Origin of the sequence: Lentzea sokolovensis (genome assembly GCF_033949975.1) — a bacterium.
Taxonomy (GTDB): domain Bacteria; phylum Actinomycetota; class Actinomycetes; order Mycobacteriales; family Pseudonocardiaceae; genus Lentzea; species Lentzea sokolovensis.
Genome location: NZ_JAXAVU010000013.1, coordinates 1 through 18,155 on the forward strand (window position 1 = coordinate 1; position 18,155 = coordinate 18,155).

Annotated in this window: 20 protein-coding genes; 18 read left to right on the forward strand and 2 right to left on the reverse strand. The window is 69.9% G+C overall.

The features are described 5' to 3' along the window. Window positions 1-90: 90 nt before the first annotated feature. From SK854_RS31160 to SK854_RS31215, 12 genes are all read left to right on the forward strand, one after another. Window positions 91-2,763, forward strand: coding sequence for a hypothetical protein (locus SK854_RS31160; RefSeq protein ID WP_319978694.1), 2,673 nt, complete (start codon window positions 91-93; stop codon window positions 2,761-2,763). Then, window positions 2,760-3,554 (forward strand): HAD-IIA family hydrolase, encoded by a 795-nt coding sequence (locus SK854_RS31165; RefSeq protein ID WP_093604903.1) that lies wholly within the window; start codon window positions 2,760-2,762, stop codon window positions 3,552-3,554. Before SK854_RS31160 ends, SK854_RS31165 begins: the two co-directional genes overlap by 4 nt. A gap of 4 nt (window positions 3,555-3,558) precedes the next feature. Beyond that, window positions 3,559-3,726: a hypothetical protein gene (locus SK854_RS31170; protein WP_382428719.1), complete on the forward strand. Its 168-nt coding sequence runs from the start codon at window positions 3,559-3,561 to the stop codon at window positions 3,724-3,726. Between the two features lie 6 nt (window positions 3,727-3,732). Next, window positions 3,733-4,530, forward strand: a complete 798-nt coding sequence (locus tag SK854_RS31175) for a TlyA family RNA methyltransferase (RefSeq protein WP_319978696.1) — start codon at window positions 3,733-3,735, stop codon at window positions 4,528-4,530. Beyond that, window positions 4,527-5,417: an NAD kinase gene (locus SK854_RS31180; RefSeq protein ID WP_093604897.1), complete on the forward strand. Its 891-nt coding sequence runs from the start codon at window positions 4,527-4,529 to the stop codon at window positions 5,415-5,417. The genes SK854_RS31175 and SK854_RS31180 overlap by 4 nt, the downstream gene beginning before the upstream one ends. Window positions 5,418-5,512: 95 nt before the next feature. Beyond that, complete coding sequence (gene recN / locus SK854_RS31185; protein ID WP_319978697.1) at window positions 5,513-7,294, forward strand: DNA repair protein RecN; 1,782 nt, start codon at window positions 5,513-5,515, stop codon at window positions 7,292-7,294. 73 nt (window positions 7,295-7,367) lie between these two features. Beyond that, the gene (locus tag SK854_RS31190) at window positions 7,368-7,973 is read left to right on the forward strand and encodes a hypothetical protein (protein WP_319978698.1); all 606 of its coding nucleotides are present in this window, start codon (window positions 7,368-7,370) and stop codon (window positions 7,971-7,973) included. Further along, window positions 7,966-8,571 carry a hypothetical protein gene (locus SK854_RS31195; RefSeq protein WP_319978699.1) on the forward strand — a complete coding sequence of 202 codons (606 nt, stop codon included), beginning with the start codon at window positions 7,966-7,968 and terminating at the stop codon, window positions 8,569-8,571. Before SK854_RS31190 ends, SK854_RS31195 begins: the two co-directional genes overlap by 8 nt. After that, window positions 8,568-8,999, forward strand: a complete 432-nt coding sequence (locus SK854_RS31200) for a hypothetical protein (RefSeq protein ID WP_319978700.1) — start codon at window positions 8,568-8,570, stop codon at window positions 8,997-8,999. The genes SK854_RS31195 and SK854_RS31200 overlap by 4 nt, the downstream gene beginning before the upstream one ends. After that, complete coding sequence (locus SK854_RS31205) at window positions 8,996-9,436, forward strand: hypothetical protein (RefSeq protein ID WP_319978701.1); 441 nt, start codon at window positions 8,996-8,998, stop codon at window positions 9,434-9,436. The genes SK854_RS31200 and SK854_RS31205 overlap by 4 nt, the downstream gene beginning before the upstream one ends. 62 nt (window positions 9,437-9,498) lie before the next feature. After that, entirely contained in the window at window positions 9,499-10,683 is a 1,185-nt protein-coding gene (steA, locus tag SK854_RS31210) for a putative cytokinetic ring protein SteA (RefSeq protein ID WP_319978702.1), read from the forward strand. Beyond that, window positions 10,680-11,618 (forward strand): copper transporter, encoded by a 939-nt coding sequence (locus SK854_RS31215; protein ID WP_319978703.1) that lies wholly within the window; start codon window positions 10,680-10,682, stop codon window positions 11,616-11,618. Before steA ends, SK854_RS31215 begins: the two co-directional genes overlap by 4 nt. Before the next feature lie 4 nt (window positions 11,619-11,622). Here the strand turns inward: SK854_RS31215 and SK854_RS31220 are convergent, their stop codons facing one another. Then, window positions 11,623-12,306, reverse strand: coding sequence for a hypothetical protein (locus SK854_RS31220; RefSeq protein WP_319978704.1), 684 nt, complete (start codon window positions 12,304-12,306; stop codon window positions 11,623-11,625). Window positions 12,307-12,483: 177 nt separating this feature from the next. Here SK854_RS31220 and SK854_RS31225 point away from each other — a divergent pair, with 177 nt between their 5' ends. From SK854_RS31225 to SK854_RS31235, 3 genes are read left to right on the forward strand one after another with little or no spacing between them, the layout of a single operon-like run. Next, window positions 12,484-14,166: a CTP synthase gene (locus SK854_RS31225; RefSeq protein ID WP_406601848.1), complete on the forward strand. Its 1,683-nt coding sequence runs from the start codon at window positions 12,484-12,486 to the stop codon at window positions 14,164-14,166. Further along, complete coding sequence (locus tag SK854_RS31230; RefSeq protein WP_319978706.1) at window positions 14,163-14,780, forward strand: NUDIX hydrolase; 618 nt, start codon at window positions 14,163-14,165, stop codon at window positions 14,778-14,780. Before SK854_RS31225 ends, SK854_RS31230 begins: the two co-directional genes overlap by 4 nt. A gap of 39 nt (window positions 14,781-14,819) precedes the next feature. Continuing rightward, window positions 14,820-15,185 carry a DUF2752 domain-containing protein gene (locus SK854_RS31235; protein WP_319978707.1) on the forward strand — a complete coding sequence of 122 codons (366 nt, stop codon included), beginning with the start codon at window positions 14,820-14,822 and terminating at the stop codon, window positions 15,183-15,185. Here SK854_RS31235 and SK854_RS31240 read toward each other — a convergent pair. Beyond that, complete coding sequence (locus tag SK854_RS31240; protein ID WP_319978708.1) at window positions 15,182-15,790, reverse strand: NINE protein; 609 nt, start codon at window positions 15,788-15,790, stop codon at window positions 15,182-15,184. The genes SK854_RS31235 and SK854_RS31240 overlap by 4 nt on opposite strands. Window positions 15,791-15,843: 53 nt before the next feature. On the opposite strand from SK854_RS31240, the gene ald reads away from it, so the two are divergent. From ald to SK854_RS31255, 3 genes are read left to right on the forward strand one after another with little or no spacing between them, the layout of a single operon-like run. Further along, a complete protein-coding gene (gene ald / locus SK854_RS31245; protein WP_319978709.1) occupies window positions 15,844-16,914 on the forward strand; it encodes an alanine dehydrogenase in 1,071 nt (356 codons plus the stop codon). 8 nt (window positions 16,915-16,922) lie between these two features. Further along, window positions 16,923-17,798: a site-specific tyrosine recombinase XerD gene (gene xerD / locus SK854_RS31250; RefSeq protein WP_455032267.1), complete on the forward strand. Its 876-nt coding sequence runs from the start codon at window positions 16,923-16,925 to the stop codon at window positions 17,796-17,798. A 24-nt stretch (window positions 17,799-17,822) separates the two neighbouring features. Then, the gene (locus SK854_RS31255) at window positions 17,823-18,152 is read left to right on the forward strand and encodes an ArsR/SmtB family transcription factor (RefSeq protein WP_319978710.1); all 330 of its coding nucleotides are present in this window, start codon (window positions 17,823-17,825) and stop codon (window positions 18,150-18,152) included. The last annotated feature ends 3 nt before the right edge of the window (window positions 18,153-18,155 follow it).

The window sequence follows — 18,155 nt, forward strand, 5'->3', positions numbered from 1 at the left end:
TACTTCCCTGAAGGGGCTTGTGATCGCGGGGCACAATTACAGTGCTTCGCTCACAGGCCCCTTTCAGCGTGTCCATAGTAGGAGGATTTGGTGTCAAGGTTCGGGGATCGTCCCGGCGACCGTCAGCGTGGCCAGGGAGACCGACCGCGCCATTCCGACGGTGGCCGTCCATCAGGCGACCGCAAGTTCAGCAGCAGCAACAACAACTCTCAGCGCGGTGAAGGCTCCGGCGACCGCACCAACAGCGGCGACCGTCGAGACAACCGCGCCGGCTCCAGTGACCGCGGCGGTTACCGCGGTCAGGGTTCCAGCGACCGCGGCAGCTACCGCAAGGACGACTCCGGCGACCGCGGTGGCTACCGCGGCGACCGTTCGAGCGACCGCAGCAGCTCCAGCGATCGTGGTGGCTACCGCGGTAAGAGCGACTCGGGCGACCGAGGCGGCTATCGCGGCCAGGGTTCCGGTTCCGGTGAGCGCAGCGGTTTCCGCGGCGACCGCCCCGGATTCCGCAAGGACGACTCCGGCGACCGCGGCGGTTACCGCGGCCAGGGCTCCAGCGATCGCGGTGGTTACCGCAAGAGCGAGTCCAGCGACCGCGGCGGCTATCGCGGCCAGGGTTCGAGTGACCGCCCCGGCTACCGCAAGGACGACTCCGGCGACCGTGGTGGTTACCGGGGCCAGGGCTCCAGCGATCGCGGTGGTTACCGCAAGAGCGAATCGAGCGACCGTCCCGGCTTCCGCAAGAGCGAGTCGGGCGACCGTGGCGGTTTCCGCTCCGGCGACCGGTCCGGCTCGGGCGAGCGCGGCGGGTTCCGCAAGAGCGACTCCGGTGACCGTGGTGGCTACCGGGGTTCCAGTGACCGCGGCGGCTTCCGCAAGAGCGAGTCCGGCGACCGTCCCGGCTTCCGCAAGGACGACTCGGGCGATCGCGGTGGTTACCGCAAGAGCGAATCGAGCGACCGTCCCGGCTTCCGCAAGAGCGAGTCGGGCGACCGTGGCGGCTATCGCGGCCAGGGTTCGAGTGACCGCGGCGGCGATCGCGGTGGCTACAGGGGCGAGCGCTCCGGCGACCGTCCGGGTTTCCGCAAGGACGACTCAGGCGATCGCGGTGGCTTCCGCAAGAGCGAGTCGGGCGAGCGCGGCGGGTTCCGCAAGAGCGACTCCGGCGACCGTCCCAGCTTCCGCAAGAGCGACTCGAACGACCGCGGTGGTTACCGCAAGAGCGAGTCCGGCGACCGCCCGGGCTTCCGCAAGAGCGAGTCCAGTGACCGTGGCGGTTACCGCAAGAGTGACTCCGGCGACCGTCCCAGCTTCCGCAAGGACGACTCCGGCGACCGTGGCGGCTACCGCAAGAGCGACTCCGGCGACCGTCCCAGCTTCCGCAAGAGTGAGTCCAGCGACCGCGGTGGTTACCGCAAGAGCGACTCCGGCGATCGTGGCGGCTCGCGTTCGAGCGACCGTCCCGGCTTCCGCAAGGACGACTCGGGCGATCGCGGTGGCTTCCGCAAGAGCGAGTCCGGTGACCGTGGTGGATTCCGCAAGGACGACCGGGGTTCGAGTGACCGCGGCGGCTACCGCAAGAGCGAGTCGGGCGACCGCGGCGGTTACCGCGGCCAGGGTTCGAGCGATCGCGGTGGCTACCGCAAGGACGACTCGAACGACCGAGGCGGCTACCGGAAGAGCGATTCCGGCGACCACCGCAACGACGAGCGTTCCGGCCCGCCGCGCGACGACCGTCGTGACGAGCGCAGCCGTGAGCGTGCGGCGCGCTTCCAGGGGCGTCAGTCGGAGCAGGAGACCGCGGACAAGGACGGCACCGGGGCCTCTGCCGAGGTGACCCCGGCCGCCGAGCGCGCCGGGTACCGCCTGGGCGACGGCGCCGCCGCCACCCGCGCGGCCGCCGGTCGTGAGCCGGCCGCTGACACCGAGGTCGCCGCTGAAGGCGCCGAGGTCGCCGAGACCAAGGTCGCCGCTGACAGCGACGGCCCGGTCGACGCGGAGAAGCGGGACGACGAGCCCCGTGCGGAGCAGGACGACGCCGACAGCGCGGAGCAGCCCGACGAGGCGCCCGCGCCCCGTGGCGGACGGCCCGAGCTGCCGGAGGAAGCCGACCTGTCGCTGCTCGACCCGGAGATCAAGGCCGAGCTGCGCAGCCTGCCCAAGGGCCTCGCGGAGATCATCGGACGGCACCTGGCCGCGGCCGGGCTGCTGATCGACGAGGACCCGGAGCTGGCTCTGGAGCACGCGCGGTACGCGCGGAGCAAGGCTGCTCGTGTCGGTGTCGTGCGGGAAGCGGCGGGTCTGACCGCCTACTTCGCGGACGAGTGGGCCGAGGCGCTCAGCGAGCTGCGGGCCGCGCGCCGGATGATGACCGGACCGGGCCACCTGGCGATCATGGCCGACTGCGAGCGGGCCCTGGGCCGGCCGGAGCGGGCGATCGACCTCGCCAAGGACCCGGCGGTCAAGGACCTCAGCCAGGAGGACGAGATCGAGCTGCGGATCGTCGCGGCCGGCGCTCGTCGCGACATGGGCCAGCTCGACGCTGCCGTGGTCGCACTGCAGGGTCCTGACCTCGACCCGGGGCAGCGCAATCCCTACTCCGCGCGGCTCTTCTACGCTTACGCCGACAACCTGGCCGCGGCCGGTCGCATCGAGGAGTCCGTCAAGTGGTTCCTCAACGCCGCCGAGGCTGACGACGAAGGGGAGACGGACGCCGCCGAGCGCGCGTTCGAGCTGACCCAGGAGGAGACCCCGCAGCAGTGAGTGAGACGTTGGTCGACAGGTACGACGCGTTGCTGATCGATCTCGACGGCACCGTCTACCGAGGGTCCGAGGCCGTGCCGGGTGCCGCCGAAGCGATTGCGGCGGCCAGAAGCAAGGGCGTCGGGATCCGCTACGTCACCAACAACGCCTCCCGCTCACCGCAGATGGTGGCCGATCACCTCGTCGAGCTCGGGTTCGAGACGAACGTCGACGAGGTGAGCACCTCCTCGCAGGCAGGCGCGGCCATGCTGGCCGAACGACTGCCGAAGCGATCCACTGTGCTCGTGCTCGGCACCAAGGCCCTGGAGGCCGAGGTGTTCAAGCGCGGACTCATCCCGACCGACACCGCGGAAGGCGCGGTGGCGGTTTTGCAAGGGCTGTCCATGGACCTCGGCTGGCGTGAGCTGGCCGAGGCCGCGGTGGCCATCCGCAACGGCGCGCTGTGGGTGGCGTGCAACGTCGACGCCACCCTGCCCACCGAACGCGGCCTCCTGCCCGGCAACGGCAGCCTCGTCGCGGCGCTGAAGACCGCGACCGACCAGGAACCGCTCGTCGCCGGCAAGCCCGCCACCCCGCTGCTCCAGCAGGCGGCGAAGGACCTCGGCGCGAACCGTCCGCTGGTGATCGGCGACCGGCTCGACACCGACATCCTCGGCGCGGTCAACGCGGGCATGGACTCGCTGCTCGTGCTCACAGGTGTGTCCACGGAGCAAGAGGCGCAAGCGCTTCCGGCTGAGCAAAGGCCCACGTATGTCGGCGCGGACCTGTCGGTACTCCATCGGCTACCGTAAGACCGTGAGCTACCCCCTGCCCGGACCTCCGCCCAACCCGGCTGACGCCATCGACGGCGCGCTGGAGAGGCTCGACGGGCTCGAGAACGTTCCCCTCGACGAGCACGTGGCTCGGTTCGACGCCGTGCACTCGACGCTCACCGACGCACTGTCGAGCATCGACAAGGTGTGATGCACAGTGCCTCGCAGGGTGCGGCTCGACGCCGAACTCGTGCGCAGGGGGCTCGCCAGGTCCCGTGAGCACGCCAGCCAACTCGTCGCGGACGGGCGCGTGAAGGTGCGCGGCACCGTCGCGACGAAACCCGCGACCGCCGTGGAGACCTCCGACCCGGTCGTCGTCAAGGACATCGGCAACGACCCGAACTGGGCCTCCCGAGGCGCGCACAAGCTCATCGGCGCGCTCGAAGGCTTCAAGATCGACCCCACCGGCAGGCGTTGTCTCGACGCCGGCGCGTCCACTGGCGGTTTCACCGACGTGCTGCTGCGCAAAGGCGCGCGTCAGGTGGTCGCGGCCGACGTCGGCAGGGGTCTGCTCGACTGGAAGCTGCAGACCGACGACCGGGTCGTGGTGAAGGACAAGACCAACGTCCGCGCCCTCACGCCCGAGGACATCGGCGGCAAAGTTGAACTCGTGGTGGCCGATCTTTCGTTTATCTCGTTGAGGCTTGTGCTTCCCGCACTGGCCGCGTGCCTCGACGAGGAGGGCGACCTGCTGCCCATGGTCAAACCGCAGTTCGAGGTGGGCAAGGAACGCCTCGGCTCCGGTGGTGTCGTGCGTGAGCCCGAGCTGCGTGCCGAAGCCGTGCTCGACGTGACCAGGGCGGCAGCAGAACTCGGCCTGGCCGTGCACGGGGTCGTCGCGAGCCCGTTGCCCGGCCCGTCCGGGAACGTCGAGTACTTCCTCTGGCTTCGCAAGGGCGAACCCGTCCCTGCGGAGGAGATGGTGCGCACCGCCGTCGAAGAAGGGCCCCAATGAGGGAAGTCCTGCTGGTCGTCCACACCGGTCACCAGAGCAACATCGATCTCGCCCGTCAGGTGGCAGGCCGTCTCGCGGTCGGGGGCGTCACGACGAGGGTGCTCGACGACGAGGCGCGTGACCTCGGCCCGTCGTGCTGCACCAAGGTCGTGCCCGCCGACGACCACGCGGCCGAGGGCACCGAGCTGGTGCTCGTCCTCGGCGGCGACGGCACGCTGCTGCGCGGCGCCGAGCTCGCCCGGCCGGCGCGGGTGCCGGTGCTGGGCGTGAACCTGGGCCGCGTCGGGTTCCTCGCGGAAGCCGACTCGGACGCGTTGCACGAGGCCGTCGGCCACGTGCTGGAGCGCGACTACTTCGTGGAAGAGCGCATGACGCTCGACCTCGTCGCGAAGGTCAACGGCGACGTGGTCGCGCAGACCTGGGCGCTCAACGAGATCACCGTCGAGAAGCTGATCCGCGAACGCATCCTCGACGTCGTCGTCGAGGTCGACGGCCGGCCGGTGTCGGCGTTCGGCTGCGACGGCGTGATCTGTGCGACGCCGACGGGCTCGACCGCCTACGCGTTCTCGGCGGGCGGACCGGTCGTGTGGCCGGACGTGCAGGCGATCCTGGTGGTGCCGAGCAACGCGCACGCGCTGTTCTCCCGGCCGCTGGTCGTCTCGCCGAAGTCGCACGTGGCGTTCGAGATCGACTCGTCGGGCCACCCGGCGGCGCTGTCCGCGGACGGGCGGCGCACGTTCGAGCTGCCCGCCGGTGCGCGGATCGAGATCGTGGAAGGCGCGGTGCCGCTCAAGGTCGTGCGGCTGCGCCAGGCACCGTTCACGGACCGGCTGGTCGAGAAGTTCGCCCTGCCGGTGAAGGGATGGCGGGGACCATCGGCAGGCTGACCGCGCCGCTCGGCGCGTCGGCACTCGCTGGCTATGGTGCCCCCAGAGCAAGGATCCATCCGGAAATGTCGGACCCGACAAGTAAGGTTCGCCCTGTGCTGGCCGAGATGCGCATCAATGGCCTTGGCGTGATCGACGAGGCCACCCTTGAACTGGACCCCGGATTCACCGTAGTGACTGGTGAGACGGGTGCGGGCAAGACCATGGTCGTGACCGGGTTGCACCTGCTCGGCGGTGGCCGTGCGGAGGCGTCGCGGGTGCGTACCGGAGCCGACAAAGCGGTGGTCGAAGGCCGCTTCCAGGCTCCGGCGGGCAGCCCTGCCGCGAAGGTGGCGGAGGAGGTCGGCGGCCAGGCCGACGAGGACGGGTCGCTGATCGCGATCCGCACCGTCGGAGCCGACGGCCGCTCGCGAGCTCACGTCGGCGGCCGCTCCGTGCCGGTCGGCGTCCTGTCCGAACTGGCGGAGCAGCTCATCGCCGTCCACGGCCAGAACGACCAGCTGCGTCTCATGCGCCCGACCGAGCAGCGCGCCGTGCTGGACCGTTTCGCGAGCGACGACGTGAGCGGGCCGCTGCGCGCGTACCAAGCCGTTCGCGAGGAGTGGCTGCGCGTCTCCACGGAACTGAAGGAACGCACCGAGCGCTCTCGTGAGCTCGCCCGTGAGGCCGACCTGCTGCGGCACGGCCTCGGCGAGATCGACGCCGTCGACCCGAAGCCGGGCGAGGACGTCGAGCTGCACGACGAGGCCCGGCGGCTTGCCGACGCCGACCAGCTGCGCGAGGCCGCTCAGGGCGCGCAGTTCGCGGTCTCCGGCTCTCTTGAAGGGGATCCCGACAACCCCGGGGCGCTCGGGCTGATCTCCGAGGCCGCTCGCCGGTTGTCGGCCTCCGAGGACCCGAAGCTGCGGGAGATGGAGCCGCGGCTCGTCGAGGCGGCGACGTTGCTGGCCGACGTCGGTGCCGAGATCTCCGGGTACCTGGATCACCTGGAGGCCGACCCCGGCCGGCTCGAGTCGGTGTTGCAGCGGCAGGCCGAGTTGAAGGCGCTGACCCGGAAGTACGCGGCCGACATAGACGGTGTGATCGCCTGGGCCGCTGACGCCCGTGCCCGGCTGGGCGGGCTGGACACGTCCGAAGAGGCGTTGAGTTCGCTGGCCGCTCGGCGGGACGAGCTCGCCGTCGAGCTGGGTGCGTTGGCTGCCCAGGTCACGGCCGCTCGCGTCGAGGCCGCGCTGGAACTCGGGAAGGCCGTCACCGAGGAGCTCGACGGGCTCGCCATGCCGCACGCCTCGGTGGAACTGGCCGTCCGGCCTCGGCACGCTGAGGCCGGGGACGCCCAGGCGCTGGCCGTGGGGCGGTCGATCCTGCACGCCGGGTCGTCCGGGGTGGACGACGTCGAGCTGCGGTTGATCTCGCATCCTGGTGCGCCGGCGCTGCCCGTGCACAAGGGGGCCTCCGGAGGTGAGCTCTCCAGGGTGATGCTGGCCCTGGAGGTCGTGCTGTCGCACTCCGACCCGGTGCCCACCCTGGTGTTCGACGAGGTCGACGCCGGCGTCGGCGGGCGGGCCGCGGTCGAGGTCGGGCGGCGGTTGGCTCGGCTCGCCCGGTCTCACCAGGTGATCGTGGTGACCCACCTGCCTCAGGTCGCCGCGTTCGCTGACCGGCACCTCGTGGTGGACAAGTCCGCTGACGGGACCTTCACGCGGTCCGCGGTGCGGAAGCTGGACGAGACGCAGCGGGTCGTCGAACTGGCCAGGATGCTGGCCGGCATGGATTCGACCGACACCGGCCGGGCCCACGCCGAGGAGCTGCTGGCCGCGGCCAAGGCGGACAAGTCCTCCGCGGCGGTGGTCCGGCGGCGCAAGAAGAAGAGCTGACCTCGGCTCCGCCTTCGTCATCGCGGCCCCAGCTGGGCGGTCGCGGTGTGGCCTGTTTCGGCATGATGGGGGTGTGACCGTTACCGGATCTTTGACCACGCGCCGGGTGTTCGGGGCCGTGCTGGTGGTCGTTGCCGCTGGGCTGGGTGTGACGGCCACGTTCTTGTCCGCCTACACGGTGCAGGTCGTGGCCAACGGTCGGACGTGGCGGTTCGAGGCCACCTCGTGGGTGGTCGAGCGGGACGACTTCCGCGACCTGCTGCTGCTGGAACCCCTGGAGTTCGGGGAGCCCGCTGTGGCGGCCGCGCTGGTCATGGCGTTGGCGGCGGTGCTGGCCTTTCGGGTTCCCGCTGTCCGGGTCGGGTCGTTGCTCGGGGCCGGGGTGCTGACCGGGGTGGCCTGGTCCGCTGTCGCTCGGGTGCAGGGCGTGATCGACAGGCTGGCCGAGGTCGAGTCGCCGGCGACCATCGAGGTGGCGCAGGGCGACGGGGTCACCATGCTGATCGTCGCCGCGGGCCTGGCCGTGGTGGCGGCCGTGTTGCACCAGGAGTTGCCTCGGGCCGTGCCAGGGGACACTGCTGGTGAAGGCGCTGTGATCCATCAGATCGACGACGAGGCGGACGACACCGACACGCCTCCCTACGGGTATCCGGTGATCGTGGAGCCCAAGAGTGATTGAGCGTCGCAAGATCGCGTGGGTGCTGCTGGCGCTCGGGGCAGTGCTGGCGGTGATCGGGTCGCTCCAGGACGTCTTCAGCACGGTCTACAAGGGTTTCGGGACCGATCTGCGCTCCACCTCGACCCTGTGGGTCACCACGTCGAACCCGCAGGACGGTGCGGTCGAACAGACCGCGCTCTTCGCCGCCGGGTGGCCCGTGGTGGTCGCGGCGATCATGATGGCGGTCGCCGTGGTGCTGCTGACGCGTCAGGAGACCGCGTTCGCCGGACGGCCGCTGGCCATGGCCGGGGCCGGGGTGCTGGCCGGGATCCTGTTCCTCTACGTGTTCCAGTTGCGGGAGCTGAAAGAGCTCATCGACTCCGAGCCGCCGCGCGGTGCCGGCAAGGACGAGCTGCTCTACCACGACGGCTTCTACCTCCTGGTGATCGCGGCCGTCGCCGGGCTCGTGGGTGCGGTGCTCGCTCAGCGGAGGAGTCCCGAGCCGGTGGTGGAGGACGAGGACGAAGGGGACGGGGTTGTCGTGCACCAGCTCGACGGCGACGACGACACGCCTCCCTTCGGGATTGCCATTCCTGACGACGAGCGGGAGACCCGGTGATCGGGAGACCTACGGCGATCGCGTTGATCGCGGCCGGAGTGGTGCTGAGCGCTACGGCGATGGTGTTGCCGTGGTACTCGACGGCGTACGCCGGTGGCGTTGAGGTCGTGGTGCGGGCCTGGGGGACCGAGGTGCTCAACAAGCCCGGCGACTGGCCCGCCGGGGAGCTCTCGCCCTGGTACGGCGTGCCTGTCGTGGTGACGGTCGCGTTGCTCGTGGCCGGGATCTGGATCAACCGCGCGGCGCTGGCCGGGGCCGCCGGGCAGCTGGGCGCGGTGGGGGTCGTCTCTGCGCTCGTGGTGTCCGAACGCGGGCACGCGATCGAGCAGCAGGGGGACTTCGCGGTCGGGTTCGGGCTGGTGTTCCTCGTCGTGGGGACGGTGGTCGGGCTCGTGGGAGCTGTTGCCGCGCAACGGGAGGCGGCGTGAGGAAGATCCTTGGCGTCGTGCTGCTCGGGCTCGCCGCGGTGGCTGCGGTCGGGGCCACGTTCCTGCCGTTCTCCGAGTTGTTGATCCGGCTCGCTCCTGGGCAGGCGCAGACCGCCTACGTCACCAGTGGGTGGAGCACGCACTTCGGTGGCACCGCGGATGAACACGGACCGTTGTTCGGCATCCCGATCGTGGTGATGGCCGCCGTGGTGCTGGTGGGCGTCAGGTGGCGGAAGGTCGCCTTTGCCGGAGCGGCCGGGCTGGCGGGCGTCACCGGAATGTTGTTCGTGTATTTGCTGAACGCGATCAGCTTTCACCAGGAGGGCAACATCGCCATCGATCCGGCGCTGGAAGCCGGGTTCGGCAACGGTATTTGGGTGCTCATAAGTGCAGTGGTTCTCGCGTTTGGAGCCGTAGTAGTTCACCCCGACGACTGACCAGCGAGAAATGCCCGGCGTGCCTCACCTGTCGCGTGCGCACCGTGAGTCACTATCGGCCCATGAAGCTTTCCGGGCTGCTGAGCCGCACCAACCACGAACTTCCCGGTGTCACGGGCGTCGCGCGGGTTGATCGGCGCGCGAGCGACCTGGTGCGGCGCGTCAGTGCCGGTGACATCGCTGTGATGGACCTCGTCGACCTCGATCGGCGGACCGTCGAAGCGCTCGTCTCGGCCGAGGTCGTCGGCGTCGTGAACGCGTCACCGTCGATTTCCGGTCGGTTTCCCAACCTCGGACCGGAACTGCTGATCGAGGCGGGCATTCCGCTGATCGACAACGTCGGCGCCGTCGCGCTGCGGGAGATCAAGGAAGGCGCGAAGATCCGGCTGCACGAAGGAGTCGTGTACGCCGGGGAACGTGAGCTCGCCAAAGGGATCGAGCAGAACGCCGAAAGCATCGCCGACGCGATGATCGAGGCGAAGGCCGGCATGTCGGCTCAGCTGGAAGCGTTCTCCGCCAACACCATCGAGTTCCTCCGCCGTGAACGCGCGCTGGTGCTCGACGGCGTCGGCGTGCCCGAGGTGTACGTGCCGATGCGCGACCGGCAGGTGCTCGTCGTCGCCGGCGGCCCGTCGCACGCAGAGGAGCTGCGCAAGCTCCGCAAGTACATCCGCGAGTACCGGCCGGTGCTGATCGGCGTCGACACCGGCGCGGACACGCTGCACGACGCCGGGCTCAAGCCCGACATCATCGTCGGCGACCCCGACGGCATCGGCACCGCGTCACTGCGCGCGGCGTCCGAGGTGGTCGTGCCCGCGCAGACCGACGGCCACGCGCCCGGCCTGCAACGGATCCAGGACCTCGGCATCGGCGCGGTGACGTTCCCGGCGTCGGGCAACGCGGAGGACCTCGCGTTGCTGCTCGCCGAGGCGCACGGGGCGTCCCTGGTGGTGACGGTGGGGCTGCGCGCGACGTTGCGCGAGTTCCTCGACCGCGGGCACTCCGGTTCCAACCCCTCCACGTTCCTCACCCGGCTCAAGCTCGGCAGCAAGCTCGTCGACGGGGAGGCCGTCGCGACGTTGCACCGCAGCCGGGTCTCGCTGGGCGTGATCGTCCTGCTGGTGACCGCCGCGATCGCCGCCATGGCGGCGGCCCTCGCGGTGTCCGGCGTCGGTCACGTCTACGTCGACATCGTGGTCGACGGCTGGCAATCCGTCGTCAACTGGTTCAAGGGGTTCCTCTCGTGATCACGCTGCGCTACCACATAGTTTCGATCACCGCGGTGTTCCTCGCGCTGGCGGTCGGTGTCGTGCTGGGGTCGACCGCGATCAGCGGAAGGCTGCTCTCCGGGCTGAGCGACGAGAAGAACTCGTTGGCACAGCAGGTGAACGACCTGCAGAACGACCGCAACGCGTTGAACGCCAAGCTGACCGAGGCGGACAAGTTCGCCGCGTCCGTCGGCCCGCTGGCGGTCAAGGACCGGCTCACCGAACGCACGGTCGTCATCGTGACCACGTCGGACGCCCGTCCGTCCGATCGGGACGCTCTCGCCGGGCTGCTGAAGTCCGCGAGCGCCACCGTCACCGGCGAGATCCAGCTGACCGACGCGTTCGCCGACCCGTCGCGCGGCGACCAGCTGCGCGATCTCGTGGCACGCCTGCAGCCCGCCGGTTCGCAGCTGCCCACGGCCGCGGACCCCGGCACCCGCGCGGGCGGTCTGTTCGGGACGTTGCTGCTGCTCAACCCGTCCAACAACGAGCCACAGGCCACGGCCGACGAGACGGCGTCCGCGCTCGCCGGGCTGACCAACTCGGGGTTCGTGAAGGCGACCTCGGGCGTGAAGCCCGCGCAGCTCGCGATCGTGCTGACCGGTGGTGCCGCGATCGGTGACTCGGCCGCGGACCGGGCGGCGACCGTCGCGCGCTTCGCCACCCAGCTCGACCGGGCCGGCGCGGGTGTCGTGCTGGCCGGTGCGAACGGTTCGGCGAACGGCACGGGTGCGATCGGCGTGGTCCGCGCGGACACCGCCGCGACGTCGATCCTGTCCACGGTGGACAACTCCGACACCCCGGCGGGCCAGGTCGTCGTGGTGATGGCGTTGCGCGAACAGCTGGAGGGCCGCTCCGGCCGGTACGGCGTCGCGGGCAACGCGGAGGCGTCCTCGCCCGGCACAGCCGGCTAGAAGCTCAGTGCTCGGTCGTCCACTCGCCGGGCAGGGCCTTCAGGAGCTGGTCCAGCGCGTCCGGCGTGCGGGCGCGGGCCCACAGCCACTGGCGGTCGTCCTCGCGGACGATCAGGTCGTCCGCGGCGAACCAGCGGGTGCCGGGACTGTGCAGCGGCAGCAGTGCGAAATGCTCTTCGAGCAGGGAGATGTCCGCCTCGGACGTCTCCCTGTCCGCTGTCTCGGCCCCGTCGCGGAACAGCGCCTCGGACAGCACCATCTCCACGCACGCCAGCGAGAACCGGGGCAGCCACGCGTCCCAGCGCTCCTCGGTCCTGTCCACGAGGTCGAGCTTGATCCGGACCTCCGGGTCGTCGCCGTCCAGCGCGGTGCCCCAGGCCGCGACCCACTGGTTCTCGTCGCGGAACACCAGGACGTCGTCGACCACGCGCAGTTCGGACGGCGTCAGCAGGCGGTCCTGGTTGCTGGTCAGGTCGGGACGCTTGCCGAACAGCGCCAGCGCCTCCTTCACCGCCTCGGGCAGCCGGACGAGAAGCTGCTCCTCGGTGGCGGCGAGATCCGACCGGTTCCAGCCGTCCTGCGGTTCCAGCGGCTCGGCCCACGCGGCCGCGAAACCCTCGATGAAACGCCACGCCGCCGAGCGGTCGTGCATGGCTCGTGCGGCGCTCCCTGCCACGTCGAAGGTCACGTGACAACGATTCCTGATCCCGGCGCGTGCCGTGGGAGTTCGGGAAAACACCGCGCTGCGCCGATCGGGTGATGTGATCTGCCGGGTCGTGGTGCGCTGAGTGACCGGCGGCGTGTTAGCGTTATGGCCCGTGGATAGGGGGATTCGGCCCCCACGATTTTCACGGGAGCCCCGTTGGTGCAGCAGGCACGTACGACCAAGCACGTCTTCGTCACAGGGGGCGTCGCCTCCTCCCTGGGCAAGGGGCTCACTGCCTCCAGTCTCGGCCAGTTGCTCACCTCGCGCGGCCTGCGGGTAACGATGCAGAAGCTCGACCCGTACCTGAACGTGGACCCCGGCACGATGAACCCGTTCCAGCACGGCGAGGTCTTCGTGACCGACGACGGCGCGGAGACGGACCTCGACATCGGCCACTACGAGCGGTTCCTGTCGCGGGACCTGAGCGGCGAGGCCAACGTCACCACCGGCCAGGTGTACTCCGAGGTGATCGCCAAGGAGCGGCGGGGTGAGTACCTGGGCGACACGGTCCAGGTCATCCCGCACATCACCGACGAGATCAAGCGCCGCATCAGGGCGATGGCCGAGCCGGACGCCGACGGCGTCACTCCGGACGTGGTCATCACCGAGGTCGGCGGCACGGTCGGTGACATCGAGTCGCTGCCGTTCCTCGAGGCGGCCCGCCAGGTCCGTCACGACGTCGGCCGCGACAACGTCTTCTTCCTGCACGTCAGCCTGGTGCCGTACCTGGCGCCCAGCGGCGAGCTGAAGACCAAGCCGACGCAGCACTCCGTCGCGGCGCTGCGGAACATCGGCATCCAGCCGGACGCGATCGTGTGCCGTGCGGACCGGGAGATCCCGGACGCGTTGAAGCGCAAGATCGCCCTGATGTGCGACGTCGACACCGACGCCGTCGTCGCGGCCGTGGACGCGCCGTCGATCTACGACATCCCGAAGGTGCTGCACGCCGAGGGCCTCGACGCCTACGTCGTGCGCCGTCTCGACCTGCCGTTCCGCGACGTCGACTGGACGGTGTGGGGCGACCTGCTGGAGCGGGTGCACAACCCGTCCGAGACGGTGAAGATCGCGCTCGTCGGCAAGTACGTCGACCTGCCCGACGCCTACCTCTCGGTCACCGAGGCGCTGCGTGCGGGCGGTTTCGCGCACCACGCCAAGGTCGAGATCAAGTGGGTGCCGTCGGACGAGTGCCAGACGCCCGAAGGCGCGGCACGGGCGTTGTCCGGCATGGACGCGGTGCTGATCCCCGGCGGGTTCGGCGTGCGCGGCATCGAGGGCAAGGTCGGCGCGCTGAAGTACACCCGCACGCGCGGGGTGCCGACGCTGGGCCTGTGCCTCGGCCTGCAGTGCATGGTGATCGAGGCCGCGCGGAACCTCGCGGGCATCGAGGACGCGAACTCCAGCGAGTTCGAAGAGGGCGGTACTCCGGTCATCTCCACGATGGCCGACCAGCAGGACGTCGTGGCCGGTCAGCGTGACATGGGCGGCACGATGCGCCTCGGCGCGTACACCGCCAAGCTCACGGCGGGGTCTGTCGTCGCTCAGGCGTACGGCGCGACCGAGGTGTCCGAGCGGCACCGGCACCGTTACGAGGTCAACAACGCGTACCGGGGCAAGCTCGCCGAGGCCGGTCTGGTGTTCTCCGGCCTGTCGCCGGACGGCCGCCTGGTCGAGTTCGTCGAACTGCCGTCGGACGTGCACCCGTTCTACGCGGGCACGCAGGCGCACCCGGAGCTCAAGTCGCGTCCCACGAAGCCGCACCCGCTGTTCGCGGCGTTCGTGAAGGCCGCGATCGACTACCGGGTGGCCGACCGCCTCCCTTTGACCGCGGGGGCCGGCAAGTGACCAGGCACGACTTCCGGACGGTCTCCAGCGAGGACGTGCACGTCGGGCGGGTCGTCGCGTTGCGGGTCGACGAGGTCGAGATGCCCGGTGGCGGCACGGCCAAGCGCGAGATCGTCGAGCACATGGGCGCCGTCGCGGTCGTGGCCGTGGACGACGCCGGTGAGGTCGTGCTGATCCACCAGTACCGGCACGCGCTGGGCAGGCACCTCTGGGAACTGCCGGCCGGACTGCTCGACCACGACGGCGAGGAGCCCGTCGTCGGCGCCCGCCGTGAGCTGGCCGAGGAGGTCGGGCTCGACGCCGCGCGCTGGGACGCGCTGGTCGACACGGCCGCGTCTCCCGGGTTCACCGACGAGGTCGTGCGGGTGTTCCTGGCGCGCGAACTGTCCGAAGTGGACCGTGACGTGCAGGGCGAGGAGGAGGCGGACCTGGAGATCCACCGCTTCCCGATCGACGAGGCCGTGCGGATGGTGCTCTCGGGCGAGATCGTGAACTCCTCGGCGGTCGCCGGGCTGCTCGCGGCGCGGGAGGTGCTGGAGGGACGGGCAGAGCCGCGTCCGGCCGACGCACCGTTTCGCGACAAGCCGACCCGGTTCGCCGCGCGCAGGAAGTAAGTTGGGCTGATGCAGACGCTGAAGGGTTCTCTCTCACGGATGAGGGGACCCCTCAGCGTGCTCGCGGCCGGCGCCGCGGGTGCCGTGCTTTTGCTGTTCGTCGACCCGAACCAGCCGGGCAACCTGTTGCCCAAGTGCCCCTTCAAGGCGCTCACCGGGCTCGACTGCCCTGGCTGCGGGATCACGCGCATGGTGCACGCGCTGCTGCACGGCGACGTGGTGGCCGCGTGGCATTTCAACGCCGTGCTGCTCGTGCTCGGCGTGCCGCTGATGGCCTGGCTCTTTACGCGCTGGACGGTGAGCCGCTGGAAGGGAGAACGGCGACCGGTACCGGCATCGGTCGGGTTCGCCGCTCTCGCCGTCATGCTCGTGTGGGGCGTGGGCCGCAACATCGCCGGCGTCTAGCCCTTCAGCGGGCGTCCTTCCGCGTCGGTGCCGCCGTTGATCAGGATGAGCACGCCGTCGATCAGCGACCAGATGCCGCAGCCACCGCACGTCAGCAGCTGGGCGACCGCGATTCCGGTGTCCCCCATGTAGAACCGGCCGATGCCGAAGTTGCCGAGGAACAGCTGGAGCAGGCCCGCGGCGATCTTCGACTTCTCCGAGTACGGCACGCCCGTGTACGGGTCGCGGCCCCACGGGGCGCCGGGGTCGTAACCCACGCCGTGGGGAACCATGCCGGGCGGCGGGACCGCGTACTGCGGCTGCGGGCCCGTGGGCGGCGGGTAGTACGGCTGAGTGGGCTGCGGCGCGTAGCCGGGCGGCGGCGGGGGCACGGCGGTGAACGGCACCGAGGGCGGCGCGAGGAACGGCGGGTGGGGCTGCGGCAGGTCGCGGAACAGCTCCGCGAGCTCGACGTAGCTCTGCGCGCCGGACGCGCGGTTCACGCGTTCCTGGTACTCGCCGATGTCGAGCCGCGCCATCGCGAAGTGGTCGTTGAGCGCGGTGATCGCCTCTTCGCGCTGCTGGTTGCCGATGCGCTGCTGTTCAGGCCCGAATGCTTCTGACACGGCTGGCCACGTTATCCGATGCAGCAGATCGATATCGGGAATACGCTGCGACGATGCTGGTCGGTGTCCCAAAGGAGATCAAGAACCACGAGTACCGCGTCGCGATCACACCGGCCGGAGTGGTCGAACTGGCGCGTCGCGGGCACTCCGTCGTCGTCGAGCGCGACGCCGGCGCGGGCTCGTCGTTCCCCGATCACGAGTACGTGGCCGCCGGTGCGCGGATCGCCGCTTCCGCTGACGAGGTGTGGGGGCAGGCGGACCTGGTTCTGAAGGTCAAGGAGCCGATCGAGCCCGAGTACCACCGCATGCGCCGCGACCAGGTGCTGTTCACCTACCTGCACCTGGCGGCGTCGCCGTCGTGCACCGAGGCGATCGCGTCGTCCGGCATCACGGCCATCGCCTACGAGACCGTGCAGCTCGCGGACGGGTCCTTGCCGTTGCTGGCGCCGATGAGCGAGATCGCCGGGCGGATGGCCGCCCAGGTCGGCGCGCACTGCCTGGAACGGGCCCAGGGCGGGCGCGGTGTGCTGCTGGGCGGTGCTCCCGGTGTCGCGGCGGGCAAGGTCGCGGTGATCGGCGCGGGTGTGGCGGGGATGAACGCGGCGACGATGGCCGTCGGCATGCAGGCCGAGGTGATCGTGCTGGACAACAACGTCAACCGGTTGCGGCAGATCGACTTCACCTACCGCGGGCACCTGCAGACGATCGCGTCGAACGCCTACGAGGTCGAGAAGGCCTGCCGCTGGGCGGATCTCGTCGTCGGTGCCGTGCTGGTGCCCGGTGCGAAGGCGCCGAAGCTCGTCAGCAACGACCTGGTGTCGCGGATGCGCTCCGGCAGCGTGCTCGTGGACATCGCGGTGGATCAGGGCGGGTGTTTCGAGGACACGCGGCCGACGACGCACGACGCGCCGACGTACCGTGTGCACGATTCCGTGTTCTACTGCGTCGCGAACATGCCTGGTGCCGTGCCGAACACGTCGACGTACGCGCTCACGAACGTGACGCTGCCGTACGTCATCGCGTTGGCGGACAAGGGTTTCGATCGTGCTGTCGCGGATGACCCGGCGCTCGCCAAGGGGGTCAACGCGCGTGATGGGGAGATCGTGTTGGAAGGGCTGGCGTGATTGCTGAGTTGGTGGCGACCTATCTCGACCACCTCGCCGTGGAACGCGGCACCGCCCGCAACACGCTCGACTCCTACACCCGTGACCTGCGCCGCTACACCGAACACCTGGAGTCCCTGGGTGTCACGGATTTGGGCGCGGTGACGGAGCTTCAGGTGAGTGAGTTCCTTGCCGTGCTGCGCGAGAGCGGACTTGCGGCGTCTTCTGCCGCACGGACGTTGGTTGCCGTGCGCGGGTTGCACCGCTTCGCGCACCGTGAAGGTGTTGTGCCGCAAGACGTTGCACGGGCCGTTCATCCACCGTCGCCACCGAAGAGGCTGCCGAAGGCTTTACCGATCAATGAGGTTCTCACCCTCCTCGAAACTGTGGGAAACCTCAGGGACAAAGCGCTGCTGGAGCTGCTGTACTCGACGGGAGCGCGAATTTCCGAGGTGGTCGGGCTGGACGTGGACGACATCGACGCTTCCGAGCGGACGGTGCTGCTGGACGGGAAGGGAGGGAAACAGCGGCTGGTTCCGGTCGGGCGGCCGGCGTTGGCGGCGGTCGACGCCTACCTGGTTCGGGCGCGTCCCGCGTTGGCGGCGAAGGGGCGTGGCACACCTGCATTGTTCTTGAATGCACGTGGCGGAAGGCTCTCCCGGCAGAGCGCGTGGACCGTTCTGAAGACCGCTGCGGAGCAAGCCGGAATCACGGCTGTGGTGTCCCCTCACACGTTGCGGCATTCGTTTGCCACCCATCTGCTCGAAGGGGGTGCTGACGTTCGGGTGGTGCAAGAACTCCTTGGGCACGCATCGGTTACGACCACTCAGGTGTACACACTGGTAACCGTTACGACTTTGAGGGAGGTCTACGCAACTGCACACCCTCGAGCCACTGGAACATGAGGCTTCCACGGGTACGGTGGGCAGGTGCCGAACTTGGACGAGCCGTCCCCACAGGCCATTGATCTAGCCGCCGTGCTGCACGCGCTGAGTGACCCGACAAGGCTCGCGGTCGTGCGCCAGATCCAGTTGAGCGGCGAGAGGCTGTGCGGGGCTTTCGAGGTCGACGTAGCGAAGTCGACCCTTTCCCAGCATCTGCGGGTATTGCGCGAAGCGGGCATCACGCGAACACGCTGCCGCGGTAATCAACGGTGGGTGTCACTGCGCCGCGATGACCTGGATCATCTGTTCCCAGGCCTGCTGGACGTGGTGCTCTCAGCCGCCGATCGGCGAACACGAACGGATGTCACTGTCTAATCA

Coding starts and splice junctions, on each gene's coding strand:
- SK854_RS31180 (WP_093604897.1), top strand. CDS start 4,527: ATGAGGGAAGTCCTGCTGGTCGTCCACACCGGTCACCAGAGCAACATC.
- steA (WP_319978702.1), top strand. CDS start 9,499: ATGAAGCTTTCCGGGCTGCTGAGCCGCACCAACCACGAACTTCCCGGT.
- SK854_RS31235 (WP_319978707.1), top strand. CDS start 14,820: ATGAGGGGACCCCTCAGCGTGCTCGCGGCCGGCGCCGCGGGTGCCGTG.
- ald (WP_319978709.1), top strand. CDS start 15,844: ATGCTGGTCGGTGTCCCAAAGGAGATCAAGAACCACGAGTACCGCGTC.